The organism is Streptomyces glaucescens, from assembly GCF_002154375.1.
Classification (GTDB): domain Bacteria; phylum Actinomycetota; class Actinomycetes; order Streptomycetales; family Streptomycetaceae; genus Streptomyces; species Streptomyces glaucescens.
In genome coordinates, this window is sequence record NZ_MUND01000344.1 from 1 (window position 1) to 15,346 (window position 15,346).

17 protein-coding genes are annotated in these 15,346 nt (G+C 71.8%); 11 read left to right on the forward strand and 6 right to left on the reverse strand.

The features are described from left to right. A partial coding sequence (locus CCN42_RS22330) for a cation diffusion facilitator family transporter (protein WP_422641181.1) occupies positions 1-1,003 on the forward strand: 1,003 nt, incomplete at its 5' end. A gap of 33 nt (positions 1,004-1,036) precedes the next feature. Here the strand turns inward: CCN42_RS22330 and CCN42_RS22335 are convergent. Continuing rightward, positions 1,037-1,597 carry a YbaK/EbsC family protein gene (locus tag CCN42_RS22335; RefSeq protein ID WP_086173424.1) on the reverse strand — a complete coding sequence of 187 codons (561 nt, stop codon included), beginning with the start codon at positions 1,595-1,597 and terminating at the stop codon, positions 1,037-1,039. A gap of 43 nt (positions 1,598-1,640) precedes the next feature. Beyond that, positions 1,641-2,213, reverse strand: a complete 573-nt coding sequence (locus CCN42_RS22340) for a helix-turn-helix domain-containing protein (protein ID WP_086738186.1) — start codon at positions 2,211-2,213, stop codon at positions 1,641-1,643. A 122-nt stretch (positions 2,214-2,335) separates the two neighbouring features. Here CCN42_RS22340 and CCN42_RS22345 point away from each other — a divergent pair, with 122 nt between their 5' ends. After that, positions 2,336-3,193 (forward strand): DMT family transporter, encoded by an 858-nt coding sequence (locus CCN42_RS22345; protein ID WP_086738188.1) that lies wholly within the window; start codon positions 2,336-2,338, stop codon positions 3,191-3,193. A gap of 1 nt (position 3,194) precedes the next feature. Here CCN42_RS22345 and CCN42_RS22350 read toward each other — a convergent pair whose 3' ends face one another. Next, positions 3,195-3,968: an acyltransferase gene (locus CCN42_RS22350; RefSeq protein WP_086738190.1), complete on the reverse strand. Its 774-nt coding sequence runs from the start codon at positions 3,966-3,968 to the stop codon at positions 3,195-3,197. Between the two features lie 108 nt (positions 3,969-4,076). Between CCN42_RS22350 and CCN42_RS22355 the strand changes: the two genes are divergently transcribed. After that, positions 4,077-4,613, forward strand: coding sequence for a gamma carbonic anhydrase family protein (locus tag CCN42_RS22355; RefSeq protein ID WP_086738192.1), 537 nt, complete (start codon positions 4,077-4,079; stop codon positions 4,611-4,613). A gap of 18 nt (positions 4,614-4,631) precedes the next feature. Here CCN42_RS22355 and CCN42_RS22360 read toward each other — a convergent pair whose 3' ends face one another. From CCN42_RS22360 to CCN42_RS22365, 3 genes are all read right to left on the reverse strand, one after another. Further along, positions 4,632-5,288: a DedA family protein gene (locus CCN42_RS22360; RefSeq protein WP_086738194.1), complete on the reverse strand. Its 657-nt coding sequence runs from the start codon at positions 5,286-5,288 to the stop codon at positions 4,632-4,634. A gap of 116 nt (positions 5,289-5,404) precedes the next feature. Then, complete coding sequence (locus CCN42_RS43365; RefSeq protein ID WP_169731506.1) at positions 5,405-5,725, reverse strand: hypothetical protein; 321 nt, start codon at positions 5,723-5,725, stop codon at positions 5,405-5,407. 68 nt (positions 5,726-5,793) lie between these two features. Continuing rightward, positions 5,794-6,429 carry a hypothetical protein gene (locus CCN42_RS22365; protein WP_086738195.1) on the reverse strand — a complete coding sequence of 212 codons (636 nt, stop codon included), beginning with the start codon at positions 6,427-6,429 and terminating at the stop codon, positions 5,794-5,796. Between the two features lie 710 nt (positions 6,430-7,139). On the opposite strand from CCN42_RS22365, the gene CCN42_RS22370 reads away from it, so the two are divergent. From CCN42_RS22370 to CCN42_RS22405, 8 genes are all read left to right on the forward strand, one after another. Next, entirely contained in the window at positions 7,140-8,147 is a 1,008-nt protein-coding gene (locus CCN42_RS22370; protein WP_086738197.1) for an ABC transporter ATP-binding protein, read from the forward strand. After that, a complete protein-coding gene (locus CCN42_RS22375) occupies positions 8,144-8,908 on the forward strand; it encodes an MlaE family ABC transporter permease (RefSeq protein ID WP_086738199.1) in 765 nt (254 codons plus the stop codon). Before CCN42_RS22370 ends, CCN42_RS22375 begins: the two co-directional genes overlap by 4 nt. A gap of 6 nt (positions 8,909-8,914) precedes the next feature. Further along, a complete protein-coding gene (locus CCN42_RS22380) occupies positions 8,915-9,721 on the forward strand; it encodes an MlaE family ABC transporter permease (protein ID WP_086169760.1) in 807 nt (268 codons plus the stop codon). A gap of 1 nt (position 9,722) precedes the next feature. Next, a complete protein-coding gene (locus CCN42_RS22385; RefSeq protein ID WP_086738200.1) occupies positions 9,723-10,976 on the forward strand; it encodes an MCE family protein in 1,254 nt (417 codons plus the stop codon). Then, complete coding sequence (locus CCN42_RS22390; RefSeq protein WP_086738202.1) at positions 10,973-12,031, forward strand: MCE family protein; 1,059 nt, start codon at positions 10,973-10,975, stop codon at positions 12,029-12,031. Before CCN42_RS22385 ends, CCN42_RS22390 begins: the two co-directional genes overlap by 4 nt. Continuing rightward, complete coding sequence (locus CCN42_RS22395) at positions 12,028-13,116, forward strand: MCE family protein (RefSeq protein ID WP_086738210.1); 1,089 nt, start codon at positions 12,028-12,030, stop codon at positions 13,114-13,116. Before CCN42_RS22390 ends, CCN42_RS22395 begins: the two co-directional genes overlap by 4 nt. Further along, positions 13,113-14,135 (forward strand): MCE family protein, encoded by a 1,023-nt coding sequence (locus CCN42_RS22400; RefSeq protein WP_086738204.1) that lies wholly within the window; start codon positions 13,113-13,115, stop codon positions 14,133-14,135. Before CCN42_RS22395 ends, CCN42_RS22400 begins: the two co-directional genes overlap by 4 nt. Next, a partial coding sequence (locus tag CCN42_RS22405; RefSeq protein WP_086738206.1) for an MCE family protein occupies positions 14,132-15,346 on the forward strand: 1,215 nt, incomplete at its 3' end. The genes CCN42_RS22400 and CCN42_RS22405, both read left to right, overlap by 4 nt.

Genomic DNA, 15,346 nt, shown 5'->3' on the forward strand with positions numbered 1-15,346 from the left:
CCCGCACCCCCATCGTCACGGCATCCGCCACCGCCTCACCCACCTCCTCACCCCGCACTCCCACGACACCGCCGACAAGGTCGACTCCGCCCTGGAGTCCTCGGCCCGCGGCATGCGCGCCCTCTGGGTGTCACTGGCGGTGCTGGGGGCGACGGCGCTGGCGCAGGCGGTCGTGGTGACGGTCTCCGGGTCGGTCGCACTGCTGGGCGACACGGTCCACAACGCCGCCGACGCGCTGACCGCCGTACCGCTCGGCATCGCGTTCGTGCTCGGCCGCCGCGCGGCGACCCGCCGCTTCACCTACGGCTACGGCCGCGCCGAGGACCTGGCGGGGATCGTGATCGTGCTGACCATCGCCGCGTCGGCGGCGTTCGCCGGGTGGACGGCGGTCGACCGGCTGCTCGATCCGCGCCCGGTGACGCACGTGCCGGCGGTGGCGGTGGCCTCGCTGGTCGGTTTCGTGGGGAACGAGTGGGTGGCCCGGTACCGGATCCGCGTCGGCCGGGAGATCGGTTCGGCCGCGCTGGTCGCCGACGGACTGCACGCGCGCACCGACGGCTTCACCTCACTGGCGGTGCTGCTGGGCGCGGGCGGCTCGGCGGTCGGCTGGCATGCGGCCGACCCGGTCGTCGGACTGGCGATCACCGTGGCGATCGCGCTGGTCCTGCGGGACGCGGCCCGTGAGGTGGTCCGGCGGGTGATGGACGCCGTCGACCCGGCCCTGGTGGACCGGGCGGAGCGGGCGCTGCGCGAGGTGCCGGGCGTGCGCGGGGTGGGCGAGCTGCGGCTGCGCTGGATCGGGCACCGAATGCGGGCCGAGGTGGCGGTGGTGGTGGACGGCGAGGCGACGGTCCGCCAGGCCCACGCGATCGCGGTGGCCGCCGAACACACCCTGCTGCACGCCGTTCCGCGGCTGACCGCCGCCCTCGTGCACGCCGATCCGGCGCCGGTGCCGGGCGAGCCGGACCCGCATCGCGCGCTGGCCCACCACGCGACGGCCTGAACCGCGCCCCGGCGGCGGCACCGGCGAGAAGACTCAGACGGCCACGCCCAGCCCCTCCAGCACGACCGCGCCGGGCAGTTCGGCCAACGCCTTGCCCGGCACCAGCAGCTTGCCGCGCCGCCGGCCGCTGCCGACCAGGACGTACGGCAGGTCGACGACCGCCGAGTCCACCAGCACCGGCCAGTCGGCGGGCAGCCCGATCGGCGTGATGCCGCCGTACTCCATGCCGGTCTCCCCGGTCGCCGTGTCCATGGACGCGAAGGAGGCCTTGCGGGCGCCGAGCCGGCGGCGGACGACGCCGTTGACGTCGACCCGGGTGGTGGAGAGCACCACGCAGGCGGCGAGCGTGCTCTCGCCGCCCCGCTTCCCGGCGACGACCACGCAGTTCGCGGACTGCTCCAGCAGCTCCCGGCCGTAGTGCTCCACGAAGACGGCGGTGTCGGCCCACTGCGGGTCGGTGTCGACGTAGAGGATCTGCTCGGCGGGGACGGCGCCGGACCACTCGCGTACGGCGTCGGCGACCGGTCGGGTCAGTTCGTCGAGGCAGTCGGGGGCCGGGGTGGCCTGGTCGAAGTCTCCGATGGGTGCGCGCATGGCCGCACGGTAACAGCCGTACGGCGCCGGGCGGCCGGGTGTCTCAACGGACGGGTGGCACCGAGACGGCCATGATCATTTGCATCGGCACCCGACCCGTGTTGCCGTACGTGTGCGGGGTGTTGGCCTCGAAGGAGGCGCTGGCGCCCGCGGGAATGCGGTGCTCCGCACCGTCCACGGTCAGCGTCAGTTCCCCTTCGGTGACATGGAGCAGCTCGACCGTTCCGGCGGGGTGCGGGTCGGAGTCGCTGTGCTCGCCCGGCATCAGCCGCCACTGCCACATCTCCAGCGGGCCGGGCGCCTCGGCGCCGGCGAGCAGGAGGTTGTAGCTGCCCGCGTCGGTGTGCCACAGCCGTACGGCCTGCTCGGCGGGGACGACCCGGACCCTGGGGCCCTGTTCGTAGTCGAGCAGGGTGGTGATGCTGACGCCGAGCGCGTCGCCGATCTTGACGACCGTGCCGAGGCTGGGGTTGGTGCGCGCCTGCTCGATCTGGATGAGCATGCCGCGGCTGACGCCGGCCCGGGCGGCGAGCACGTCCAGGGTGAAGCCGCGTACCGCCCGCCAGTGCTTGACGCTGCGCGCGAGGGACTGCGTCAGCAGGTCGAGGTCCGACACATTCCGTCCAAGGGAGCCGTGGTCCACTGTCGTGGTCCAATATTCTGAATGACAGAGTGCAGTTTGCTGAACTACGGTGTGATGCACCCGATCGTTCACCGAACTGTACTGCGAGGCGACCCGTGACAGCACTCTTCGCCCTGGCCACCAGCCTCCTGTGGGGTCTGGCCGACTTCGGCGGCGGTCTGCTGACCCGGCGCACGCCCGCGCTCACCGTGGTCGTCGTCTCGCAGACGATCGCCGTGCTCGTCCTCGGCGCGCTCGTCGTCGCGACCGGCGCCCGGAGCGAGGCCGGGCCGCAGCTGTGGTTCGCGGTGGGCGCCGGACTGGTGGGCCCGGTCGCGATGCTCGCCTTCTACAAGGCGCTCGCCCTGGGACCGATGGGAGTGGTCTCCCCGCTCGGCTCGCTGGGCGTGGCCGTCCCCGTCGGCGTGGGCCTGGTCCTGGGCGAACGGCCGGGGCTGCTCCAGCTCGCGGGCATCCTGGTCGCCGTGGCGGGGGTGGTGCTCGCGGGCGGGCCCCAGTTCCGGGGCGCCCCGGTCCAGCGCCAGGCCGTGCTGCTCACCCTGCTCGCGGCGTTCGGCTTCGGCGCTGTGATGGCCCTGATCGCCGAGGCCTCGACCACCGTCACCGGCCTGTTCCTGGCCCTGTTCGTGCAGCGGGTGACGAACGTCGTCGCGGGCGGCACCGCCTTGTACGTCTCCGTGCGGCGCGGCGTCCCCGCCCTCCCGGCGGACGGCTTCCCCTGGGGCGCGCTGCCCGCGCTCGCCTTCGTCGGACTCGCCGACGTCGCGGCCAACGGCACCTACGCGATCGCCGCCCAGCACGGCCCGGTCACCGTGGCCGCCGTGCTCGCCTCGCTCTACCCGGTGGTGACCGCGCTGGCCGCGCGCGGCATCCTCAGCGAACGGCTGCGCGCGGTCCAGGCGGCGGGCGCCGGACTGGCCCTCGCGGGCTCGCTGCTGCTGGCGACCGGCTGACTCAGGGCTCCGCGTCGACCTCGTCCAGCTGCGCGAGGCGGGCCACCGCCTCCTCGTCGAGCCCCGACAGCCGCAGCAACTGGTCGGAGGTCACACCCTCCGGTATCGGCACCGGCGCCGGGGTGCGCAGCGGCGGCTGCCAGCCCTCGGCCGGCGTCCAGCGCCGTACGACCTTGGCGGGCGCCCCCGCGACGACGGCGTGGTCGGGCACCGTGCCGCGCACCACGGCCCCCGCCGCCACCACCACGTTCCGCCCGATCCGGGCCCCCGGCAGGATCACCGCGCCGGTGCCGATCCAGCAGCCCGGTCCGATCTCCACCGGCTCCATCCGCGGCCACTGCCTGCCGATCGGCTGGTGCGGATCGTCGTACGAGTGGTTGGTGGAGGTGACGTAGACGTACGGGCCGAAATAGCAGTCGCTGCCGATGGTGACCGTGGTGTCGGCGATGACATGGCTGCCGCGGCCGAGGACCACGCCGTCGCCGATGCGCAGGATCGGCTCCGGGCCGAGGTCGAGATCGGGCATCAGACCGGCCGTCAGGGTGACCTGCTCGCCGACGATGCAGTGCGATCCCAGGTGGATCCACGGTTCCCCGAAGACCGTGCCGAGCGGGAAGGCCAGCCGGGTGCCGGCGCCCATCGAGCCGAAGCGGAACCGTCCCGGGTGCTCGGCGGTGACCGAGCCGGTGCGCTGCAGCCAGGCCCAGCCCGCGTGGACCGCCCGCTGGGCCAGACGACGGCGCCATGAGGAGAACGTGTTCTTGGGCTTCGGCACCCGCTCACGGTACTCAGGGGGCAGGGCACCCAAGGGCCGGGAGGCCTGTGATCTTCGCCCCACCGGGTGGCGTACCGTGCGGGGGTACCCGACTACCAGGAGGCGACGATGGCTCACCAGGCCCTGATCACGGGGATCGGCGGCAAGGAACCGGCGGTGCACCCGGAGGCGTTCGTGGCGCCGGGGTCCACCGTGATCGGGGACGTGACGCTGGGGGCGGGCACGAGTGTCTGGTACGGGGCGGTGCTGCGCGGCGACGTCGAGCGGATCTCGGTGGGCGCGAGCAGCAATGTGCAGGACAACTGCACGCTCCACGCCGACCCCGGTTTTCCCGTCACCGTCGGCGAGCGCGTCTCCATCGGGCACAACGCCGTCGTCCACGGCGCGACCGTCGAGGACGACTGCCTGATCGGGATGGGCGCCACGGTGCTCAACGGCGCGGTCATCGGCGCGGGTTCGCTGGTCGCCGCGCAGGCGCTGGTGCCGCAGGGCATGCGTGTGCCCCCGGGCTCGCTCGTCGCTGGTGTACCGGCCAAGGTCAAGCGGGAGCTGACCGACGAGGAGCGCGAGGGCGTCACGCTGAACGGGACGATGTACGCGGAGCTGGCGAAGGCGCACCGCGACGTGCACGCCACCCGGCCGTAGGGCCCCGGCGGGCGGCCGTCAGTCGGCGGCCGGGACCGGCTCCGGCTCGGCCACCGGCTGCTGCGCCGTCCGCGTCGCCTGCTTCGCCTTGCGCTTGATGATCAGCATCGAGGCGAGGCCGACGCCCACGGCCAGCACCAGGCCGACCCACGAGAAGCGCTTGAGCCAGGCCTCGGCCACCACGCCGACGTAGTAGATGACCGCGGTGGTGCCGCCCGCCCAGACGATGCCGCCGAGCACGTTGGCGATGAGGAACTTCCAGTACGGCATCCGCAGCACGCCCGCGAGCGGGCCGGCGAAGATCCGGAGCAGGGCGATGAACCGGCCGAAGAAGACGGCCCACACGCCCCACTTCTCGAAGGACCGCTCGGCGGTGGCGATGTGCCCCTCGCTGAAGTGCCGGGGGAACTTGCCGCCGAGCCAGGCCAGCAGCGGGCGTCCGCCCTTGCGGCCGATGGCGTAGCCGATGGAGTCGCCGATGATCGCGCCGGCGGTCGCGCAGGCGCCGAGGATCACCGGGTCGATGTCGCCGTGCTGGGAGGCGAGCAGGGCGGAGGAGACCAGGATGATCTCGCCCGGCAGCGGGATGCCCAGGCTCTCCAGACCGATGACCACTCCCACCAGCGCGTAGATGCTGACCGCGGGGACGGTCTCGAGCCATTCCTGGACGTGCACCGCAGCTTCCCTCTCGTCGCCTGGCCGGCATGCGCCCGGGCGGGCGCGTGCCGGTGCAGCCTACCGGGTCACGGTGACACCGCAGCGTCCCACGGGTCACCGCGGTGGACGCCGGTTCAGCCGACGTGCGCGGCGAGGGCCGAAAGGACCTCTCCCGGGGCGGACGGTACGACGGGCTCCGCCTCGAACGCCGTCACCGGAGCCGCCGCGGGCAGGAGCGCCGGCGCGGTCCACGCGACCGGCTCGGGCGGCGGCTGCTGCCCGGACGCGTTGTCGAACCGGCGCTTCGGCCGGCTCTCCGCGGCGCCCTCGTCCACCGCTTCGAGCTCCCAGCGCTGTCCGGGCGAACCGTCCCGGCCGGTGACGACGACCTCCGTCCCGGGCCCGGCGGCGACGGCCCGTCCGGGGTGCCGCCGGGGCAGGAGTTCACCGCGCACGGTGAGGTCGTAGCGCGTCCGCCCGGCCGGGGTGGGTGCCCGGCCGGGCGGACGCGGACGGTGGCGCCTTACGGGTTGGAGCCGACGATCTTCGGGACGGCGCCGTTCGACGCCTTGATGACGTAGTTGCCCTTGAAGGTGGGCTTGGTGGAGGTGGTGACCACCGAGCCGCAGTTGACCGGGGCCGGGTTGGAGCTGACGATCAGCTCGCCCGCGACGCTGTTGACGGCCAGGACGCCCGTGGAGTTGGTGTAGGTGGCCGAAGCCTTGCCCGTCACGGTGAACTTGCAGGCGCCCGCGCTCACGTTGGCCTTGATGTTGCCGACGTAGCCCGTGGTGACGCCGGTCGCGGCGTTGTAGTCCTGGGCGACGACCGTCCACGGGGTGACCGCCACGGTGCTGACGTTGCCCAGGACACTGGTGCACGGCGAGGTCGACGTGCCGAAGCCGATGGTGTTGATGTTGGCGACCGTGGCCGGGTTGCCGGTGGCGCTGGCCATGGTGCCGGACGCGCTCGAGGTCGTGCACGTCATCGGAATCGTCGCGGTCAGCACGATGTTGCCGCTGTTCGTCGCCGTGTAGCTGCCCGTCGGGGTGACGGTCCACACCGTGGAGGGAACCGCCGAGGCGGGCCCGACGGTGAGACCGAAGGCGGCCGCGGCCGCACCCGCCACGACGGCGAACCTTCTCGTGTGCTTCTTCATGACGTCGGCTCTCCTTGTGGTTGAACGGCAGGGATGGGCCGCGGCTGAATCCATTGAGGGTGTGCGGCCCGCGGCTCGGTGTTCCCCGTCCGCGAGCCATGACGTTACTGGCGGGAAACTTGGTCGAACAATGCCGTTGTTCATGATTCTTTGAAAATGTGAACCACCTCTTTCCGGGGTGAGTGATCCCCCACTTGTCTTAGTCATCCGCTGCCAAAGTCAGAAGCCTTCGGCTATGGGCGGCAGGGCGTGCCCCAGGCTGTTCTCGTCGGCCCGCAATGCTCACTCGGCGACAACTTCCGAAGGCGGACTTGTCTGCGCCGTGACAAATTCCTGATGGCTGCACCCGGTCTCGTCGAAAACTCGGATCCCGGTATTGCCCCCCGAGGTTACCCGGCCGTAACGTGCCGGTGCGGTGCTCGGTTCCAGGTCGGCGGCCCCCGCCGGCCGAGCCGCGGCGGACGCCCTCCGGCCGCTCCCTCCCGCCAAGGCCGGCCATCCGGCGGCGGGGTCCCGCGGTCCCGCCCCTCCGGGGGCCGCGGGAGCCCCTGTCCCAGTGGGGACAAGGGCGGGCAGCGCGGGTTGTCTGCCGGGTGACAAACGCCGGGAGGGCGACGGGAACGCGGGGCCGCACCCGTTGTCAGCGGGCAGCGCACCGACTCGAGGTGCGAACCCGCCTACAGAACCGACGTGCGTCCGCTGGAGGTGATATGGGCATCGAAGTGGTGGTCGAGGGCCTGACCAAGTCCTTCGGTAAGCAGCGCATCTGGCAGGACGTGTCTCTCACCCTTCCGGCCGGAGAAGTAAGCGTCATGCTGGGTCCGTCCGGCACCGGGAAAACGGTCTTCTTGAAGTCGCTCATCGGGCTGCTCAAACCAGATGAAGGTAGTGTCCTCATCAATGGGGTGGACATGGTGAACAGCCCCGAGCGGGATATCTACGAGACCCGGAAACTGTTCGGGCTCATGTTCCAGGACGGCGCCCTGTTCGGATCCATGTCGCTGTTCGACAACATCGCGTTCCCGCTGCGCGAGCACACCCGCAAGAAGGAGTCCGAGATCCGCCGCATCGTCATGGAGCGGATCGAGATCGTCGGACTGCTGGGAGCGGAGGGCAAACTGCCGGGGGAAATCAGCGGCGGTATGCGCAAACGGGCCGGACTGGCCCGAGCGCTCGTACTGGACCCGCAGATCATCCTCTGCGACGAACCGGACTCCGGCCTCGACCCGGTCCGCACCGCCTACCTCTCCCAGCTGCTCATCGACCTGAACGCACAGCTCGACGCGACGATGCTGATCGTCACCCACAACCTCGACATCGCCGCCACCGTGCCCGACAACATGGGCATGCTCTTCCGGCGCGAACTGGTCACCTTCGGTCCGCGCGAGGTGCTGCTCACCAGCGAGGAACCGGTGGTCTCCCAGTTCCTCGACGGCCGCCGCGAGGGCCCCATCGGGATGTCGGAGGAGAAGGACGCCGCCACCCTCGCGGCCGAGGCGGGCATCGCCCGCGCCGCCGCCCCGCCCCGCAGCATCGTCCCGCAGCTGGAACCGTCGCCCGGCCTGCCGCCGCGCCGCGCCGTCGCCCGGCGGCGAGAACGCGTCCTGCGCATGATCGACCAACTGCCCTCCGCCGCCCGCACCGCCATCCTGCGGACCTACGCGCAGGATGCCGAGGCGCCCACGCTCCCCATGCCCGCCGCCGGGAGCGGCGCATGATCACCGGCGCGCTGCGGCAGACCGGCCGGCTCTTCACGCTCGCCGCCGAGGTCGCCCGCGCCATCTTCCGCCGGCCCTTCCAGTTCCGCGAGTTCGTCGAGCAGTTCTGGTTCGTCGCCGGAGTCACCATCCTGCCCGCCGCCCTCGTCTCCATCCCCTTCGGCGCGGTCATCGCCCTCCAGGTCGGCTCGCTCACCCAGCAGTTGGGCGCCCAGTCGTTCACCGGGGGCGCCAGCGTCCTCGCCGTCGTCCAGCAGGCCAGCCCGCTCATCGTCGCCCTGCTGATCGCCGGCGCCGGCGGCTCCGCCATCTGCGCCGACCTGGGCTCCCGCAAGATCCGCGAAGAGCTGGACGCCATGGAGGTCATGGGCATCTCGCCCGTTCAGCGCCTCGTCGTGCCCCGGGTGCTCGCCACCATGGCCGTGGCGGTCCTGCTCAACGGCCTGGTCTCCGTCGTCGGCACCCTCGGCGGCTACTTCTTCAACGTCATCCTCCAGGACGGCACACCCGGCGCCTACCTGTCCAGCTTCTCCGCCCTCGCCCAGCCCGCCGACCTGTACATCAGCGAACTCAAGGCACTGGTCTTCGGGTTCATCGCGGGCATCGTGGCCGCCTACCGGGGCCTCAATCCGCGCGGCGGTCCCAAGGGCGTCGGCGACGCCGTCAACCAGTCCGTCGTCATCACCTTCCTGCTCCTGTTCTTCGTCAACATGGTGATGACGGCCCTCTACCTCCGCATCGTTCCGCCGAAGGGGGGCTGACCCACGATGGCCTCCCCACTCGCCTGGCTCGACCGCTCCGGCGACCACCTGCTCTTCTACACCCGGGCCCTGCTGTGGACCCCGCGCACCCTGCGCCGCTACCTCAAGGAGGTGCAGCGCCTCCTCGCCGAGGTCGCCTTCGGCACCGGAGGGCTCGGCGTCATCGGCGGCACCATCGGCGTGATGATCGCGATGACCCTCTTCACCGGGACCGTCGTCGGGCTCCAGGGTTACGCCGCCCTCGACCAGATCGGCACCGCCGCGTTCACCGGATTCGTCTCCGCCTACTTCAACACCCGCGAGATCGCCCCCCTCGTCGCCGGACTCGCCCTGTCCGCGACCGTCGGCGCGGGCTTCACCGCGCAACTCGGCGCCATGCGCATCAACGAGGAGGTCGACGCCCTCGAAGGCATGGGCATCCGCTCCATGCCCTACCTGGTCACCACCCGCATCATCGCCGGGGTCGTCGCCATCGTCCCGCTCTACGCGGTCGGCCTGCTCTCCTCCTACCTGGCCTCCCGCTACGTGACCGTCCTGTTCAACGGCCAGTCCCGGGGTACCTACGACCACTACTTCAACCTGTTCCTCTCCCCGACCGACGTGCTCCTGTCCGTGCTGAAGGTGCTCGTCTTCAGCGTGCTGGTGATCCTCGCCCACTGCTACTACGGCTACCGCGCCACCGGCGGCCCGGCCGGCGTCGGCGTCGCCGTGGGCCGGTCCGTGCGCAACGCCATCGTGCTGATCAGCGTCACCGACTTCTTCCTGTCGCTCGCCCTGTGGGGCGCGACCACGACCGTGAAGGTGGCGGGGTGAGATGAACGGACCACGAGGCGAGACACTGCGCCGCCGCTGTGCCGGAGTGGCGTTCCTGCTGGTGCCCGCACTGCTGATCTGGCTGGCCGTCGCCGTCTACGACAAGAGGTTCACCGCCTTCGACCCGGTGGTCGTCGAGACCGGCAGCGTCGGCAACGAGATGCACCTGGGCGCCGAGGTCAAGCTGCGCGGCGTCGTCGTCGGAGAGGTCCGCGCCATCGACGCCACCGGCGACGGCGCCCGGCTCACCCTCGCCATGAAACCCGGCGCCCTCGACCGGGTGCCGTCCGACGTGCACGCGCAGATGCTGCCGACCACGCTGTTCGGCGAACGGTTCGTGGCCCTCGTCCCGCCCGCGCGCCCCTCGCCGCGACCGCTGGCCGCCGGGGCCGTCATCCCGCAGGACCGCTCCACGAACGCCGTGGAACTCCAGCAGGTGCTCGACAACGTGCTGCCGATGCTCACCGCGGTCCAGCCGCACAAGCTGTCCGCCACGTTGTCCGCCGTCTCCCAGGCCCTGGAGGGCCGCGGCGACCGGCTCGGCGACACCCTCACCCGGCTCGACGCGCACCTGCGGAAGTTCAACCCCCAGCTGCCCACGCTCAACCGCGACCTCAAGGAACTCGTGAAGGTCAGCCACGTCTACGCGGACGCCGCACCCGACATCCTCACCGCCCTCACCGACTTCACCACCACCAGCGGCACCCTCGCCGAGCAGGAGGCCGAACTCGCCCGCACCTTCGGCGCCACCACCCGGACGGCCGAGGACATGACCGCCTTCCTCCAGCAGAACGCGGACAACATCATCCGGCTCAGCGCCTCCGGCCGGCCCACCCTGGAGCTGCTCGCCGAGTACTCCCCGTCGTTCCCCTGCACACTGCGCACCCTCGCCGAGTTCGTGCCCGCCATGGACAAGGCGCTCGGCAAGGGCACCGACCGGCCCGGCATCCACGTCGACGTCACCACCGTCCCCTCTCGCGGCGCCTACCGCCCCGGCCGCGACACCCCCGTCTACGACTCGGACGGCGGCCCCCGCTGCCACCCCGTGCCCTACCTGGGCGCCGCCGCCGAACCCGCCGTACAGGCGTATCCGGGAACCGGTGACGAGCTCGGTCCGGCCAACACCCCGCAGGAGAACGACCTCGTCAACGAACTGCTGGCCCCCGCCGCCGGCCGGCCCCCCGCCGAACTGCCCGACTGGAGCAGCCTGCTGGTCGGCCCCGCCTACCGCGGCACGGAGGTGACCCTCGGATGACCGCACCGGACCACGCCCACACCCGGCGGCGCTCCCTGGCCGGGCCGCTGCTGAAGTCCCTCGCCTTCCTGGTGGTGACCGGCCTCGCCACCACCGTGCTCGGCCTCAGCGTCGCCGACAGCGGCGTCGGCGGCGGCACCTACACGTACCAGGCCCTGTTCACCGATGTCACCGGCCTCGACGACGGCGACAGCGTGCGGATCTCCGGAGTGAAGGTCGGCGAGGTGACCGATGTGCGGGTCGTGAACCGGCGCACCGCGCAGGTCACCTTCACCGTCCGCGACGACCGCCGGCTGCCCCGTTCGGCCACCGCCGCGGTGAAGTACCTCAACATGGTCGGCCAGCGCTACGTCGCCCTGGACCGCGGCAGCGGCGACCTCGCCGGCACGCTCCAGCCGGGGGACACCATCCCGCTGGAGCGCACCACACCCGCCCTGGACCTGACCCTGCTCTTCAACGGGTTCAAGCCGCTGTTCGAAGGACTCTCGCCGAAGGACGTCAACGAGCTCGCCGGCTCGATCGTCCAGGTGCTGCAGGGCGAGGGCGCCACCGTCGACAGCCTGATCCGGCACGTCGGCTCGCTCAGCACCACCGTCGCCGCCAAGGACGAGGTGATCGGCGAGGTCGTCGAGAACCTCAGCACCGTCCTGCGGACCCTCAACGAACGCGAGGACGGCTTCGACGACCTGGTCGTCACCCTGCAGTCCCTCGTCACCGGCTTCAACGACGACCGCGAACCCCTCGGCGACGCCGTCGAGGCCATGGGCGAGCTGACCACCGTCACCGCCGGGCTCCTCGAAGAGGGCCGCGCGCCCCTGAAACAGGACATCCGCGAACTGGGCCGGCTGTCGACGGGCCTGGCGGAACACACGCCGCAGATCGAGGACTTCCTCGACCGCACGCCCGCCAAGATGTCCGCCCTGGCCCGGCTGTCCTCCTACGGATCGTGGTTCAACCTCTACCTCTGCGAGGCGCGGGTGAGCGGAGTGACCACCTCCGACGGCTCGGAGGCGCCGACCGGCATCGCGATCACCGAAGCGAGGTGCCGCGGATGAGACCCTTCGCACGGCGCGCCGGCACCGGCCGGCCGGGCGCCGCCCGGCGCCCGCGCTTCACACCGGTCAGGGAGCGCGACCCCGTCGCCGTCGGCGTGGCCGGACTGCTCGTCCTCGCCCTGCTCGCCGTCCTCGCCTACCAGGCGGACCGGCTGCCGTTCGGCGGCGGCACCGCCTACAGCGCCGACTTCTCGGAGGCGGCCGGTCTCGACGAGGGCGACGAGGTGCGCATCGCCGGCGTCAAGGTCGGGGAGGTCACCGGAGTCACCCTCGACGGCCCCAAGGTGAGGGTCGGCTTCGAGGTCGAGGACGCCTGGATCGGCGACCGGACGACCGCGGCCATCGCCATCAAGACCGTCCTGGGCGACAAGTACCTGGCGCTCGACCCGCTCGGCTCCGCCCGCCAGGAACCCGGCAGCCGCATCCCGCTGTCCCGCACCACCTCCCCGTACGACGTGACCCAGGCGTTCCAGGACCTCGGCGGAACCGTCGACGCCCTCGACACCCGGCAGCTCGCGGAGAGTTTCGAGACCATCTCCAGGACCTTCGAGAACTCCCCGCCCCATGTGCGCAAGGCCGCCGACGGCCTGTCCGCGCTGTCCCGGTCCGTGTCCCGGCGCGACACGGAACTCGCCGAACTCCTCAGAGGCAGCGCCCGGTTCAGCCAGACGCTGAAGGACAAGAAGTCCAGCTTCGAGATCCTTCTGGAGGACGGCGGCTCCCTGCTCGGAGAGCTGCGCGACCGCCGCGACGCCATCCGGGCGCTGCTCAGGGGCAGCCGGGACCTCGGCACCGAACTCGCCGGCCTCGTCGACGACAACGACAAGCAGCTGGGCCCCACCCTCAAGGCGCTCGGCCGGGTCACCGCCGTCCTGCAGGAGAACAGCACGCAGCTCGGCAAGACCCTCGCACTGGCCGGCCCGTACTACCGCCTCGTCGGCAACACGCTGGGCAACGGCCGCTGGTTCGACAGCTATCTGTGCGGTGTCGTCCCCCGCTCCTATCTGCCCGAGACGTCCCAGCCCGCGACCGGCTGCATGCCGCCGAAACAGCGGCCCACGGCGCAGGAGAAGGGGGAGCGATGAACACACGCAGGAAACTCCTCACCGGCGCCCTCGCCCTCGCGGTGCTGGTCGCCGCCGGGCTGACCGCCGTGCGGGTCCTCGGCTCCGACGGCACCCGCCTCACCGCCTACTTCGACCGCGCCGTCGGCATCTACGCCGGGTCCGATCTGCGGATCCTCGGCGTACGGGTCGGCGAGGTCGAGTCGGTGCGGCCGCAGGGCACCACGGTGCGGGTCGGCCTCCGGCTCGACGATGGCGTGCGAGTGCCCGAGGGCGCGCGTGCCGTCGTCGTCGCACCGAGCGTGGTCGCCGACCGCTATGTGCAGCTCACCCCCGCCTACCGCGCGGGTCCCGCCCTCGCCGACGGCGCCGTCCTGCCCGCCGCGCGCAACCGCACCCCCGTCGAGATCGACCAGCTCTACGACTCGATCACCGAACTCGGAAGGGCGCTCGGCCCGGACGGCGCCAACTCCACCGGCGCCCTGTCCGATCTGCTGCGCACCGGAGCGGCCAACCTCGACGGCAACGGCGAGGCCATCGGCGAGACCGTCGAGCAGTTCGGCAAGGCGGCCAGGACCCTCGACGGCAGCAGCGACGACCTGTTCGCCACGCTGAGCCGGCTCCAGGTCTTCACCACCATGCTGAAGGACAAGGACGACGACGTGCGCACCGCCCAGGAGCGCCTGGACGAGGTCGTCGGCTTCTTCGCCGACAACAAGGACGACCTCGCGGGCGCGCTGGAGGAACTCGGCACCGCCCTGGGCCAGGTCAAGACGTTCATCGAGGACAACCGGGGCGAGCTGAAGGAGAACGTCGACCGGCTCGTCCCGATCACCCGGACCCTCGTCGAGCAGCGGGCCTCGCTCGCCGAGGCACTGGACGTGGCGCCGCTGGCCGCCGGCAACGTCGTCAACGCCTACAACCCCGACACCCGAACCCTCGACGGCCGCGCCAACCTCAACGAGATCAGCATCGGGGGCCCGCTGCTGCCGCTGCCCGCGACGGGCGGCTCCGCGGTCTCGGGGAAGGGGGAGCGGTGAAGCGCCGTACCCGCACCGCCGGTTCGACGGCCGCGGCCCTTCGGCGGAGGGCGCTCACCACGGGCGGCGTCGCCGGTCTGACTGTGGGCGGACTGCTCGCGCTCGGCCTCGGCTTCACCCTGGCCCTGGGCGCCGTCACCGTCGGACCGCCGCGCTTCGACGGCATCCAGGACCTGCCGCTGCCCGGCGGCGCCGACCTCGGCGACCACCCGTACACCGTCACGGCGGAACTGCGCGATGTTCTCAGCCTGGTGCCGCAGGCCGCGGTGAAGGTCAACGACGTCGCCGTCGGCCGGGTGACCGGCATCGAACTCGACGGCTGGTCGGCCCGCGTCACCATGGAGATCAACGGCGCGGTACGGCTGCCCGCCGACGCCTCCGCCCGGCTCGAACAGTCCAGCCTGCTCGGCGAGAAGTACATCCAGCTCGTGACACCCGCCCGGGAGACCGGCACCGGCAGGCTCGCGGACGGTGACGTCATCCCGGTCTCCCGCACCAGCCGCAACACCGAGGTCGAAGAGGTGTTCGGCGCGCTGTCCCTGCTGCTCAACGGCGGCGGCGTCAACCAGCTCAAGACCATCACCCGGGAACTCAACGAGGCGCTCGGCGGCCGCGAGGGCGAGGTCCGCTCCGTACTGAAACGGGTCAACACCCTGGTGACCGACCTCGACGACCACCGCGGCGACATCACCGACGCCCTCGATGCCGTCAACCGGCTCTCCGCGACCCTCGCCACCCGCGAGGACGACGTCGCCACCGTCCTCACCGACCTCTCACCCGGTCTGAAGACGCTCGACCGGCAACGCGGCTCGCTGCTGACCATGCTGCGCTCCCTCGACACGCTCTCCGACGTCGCCGTCGCCACCATCGACGCGAGCAAGGACGACATGATCGCCGACCTCGAGGCCATCGCGCCGACGCTGAGAGCCCTCGCGGACGCGGGCACGGACCTGCCCGACTCGCTCCAGGTGCTGCTCACCTATCCGTTCACCGACGAGGTGCTGCGCGGCGTGAAGGGCGACTACCTCAATGTCTACCTGGAGATGACGGCCGCGCCGGGAACGCAGATCATCCCGCCGCTGGTGCCGCGGAGCACGCCCTCCGCGACGCCCGGCGCGCGGCGCGGCACGACGGCCGGCGAGGACACCGGCAAGGGAAGCGAGCCCAGTCCCACCACCTCCTCCCCGCTGCCCCTGCCCTCCGTCTCCACC

Excerpts from the sequence above, each read along its gene's own strand:
- CCN42_RS22390 (WP_086738202.1), top strand. The coding sequence starts at position 10,973 with ATGACCGCACCGGACCACGCCCACACCCGGCGGCGCTCCCTGGCCGGG.
- CCN42_RS22385 (WP_086738200.1), top strand. The coding sequence starts at position 9,723 with ATGAACGGACCACGAGGCGAGACACTGCGCCGCCGCTGTGCCGGAGTG.
- CCN42_RS22395 (WP_086738210.1), top strand. The coding sequence starts at position 12,028 with ATGAGACCCTTCGCACGGCGCGCCGGCACCGGCCGGCCGGGCGCCGCC.
- CCN42_RS22370 (WP_086738197.1), top strand. The coding sequence starts at position 7,140 with ATGGGCATCGAAGTGGTGGTCGAGGGCCTGACCAAGTCCTTCGGTAAG.
- CCN42_RS22380 (WP_086169760.1), top strand. The coding sequence starts at position 8,915 with ATGGCCTCCCCACTCGCCTGGCTCGACCGCTCCGGCGACCACCTGCTC.
- CCN42_RS22335 (WP_086173424.1), bottom strand. The coding sequence starts at position 1,597 with ATGCGCGCACCCATCGGAGACTTCGACCAGGCCACCCCGGCCCCCGAC.
- CCN42_RS22375 (WP_086738199.1), top strand. The coding sequence starts at position 8,144 with ATGATCACCGGCGCGCTGCGGCAGACCGGCCGGCTCTTCACGCTCGCC.
- CCN42_RS22365 (WP_086738195.1), bottom strand. The coding sequence starts at position 6,429 with ATGAAGAAGCACACGAGAAGGTTCGCCGTCGTGGCGGGTGCGGCCGCG.
- CCN42_RS22355 (WP_086738192.1), top strand. The coding sequence starts at position 4,077 with ATGGCTCACCAGGCCCTGATCACGGGGATCGGCGGCAAGGAACCGGCG.
- CCN42_RS22400 (WP_086738204.1), top strand. The coding sequence starts at position 13,113 with ATGAACACACGCAGGAAACTCCTCACCGGCGCCCTCGCCCTCGCGGTG.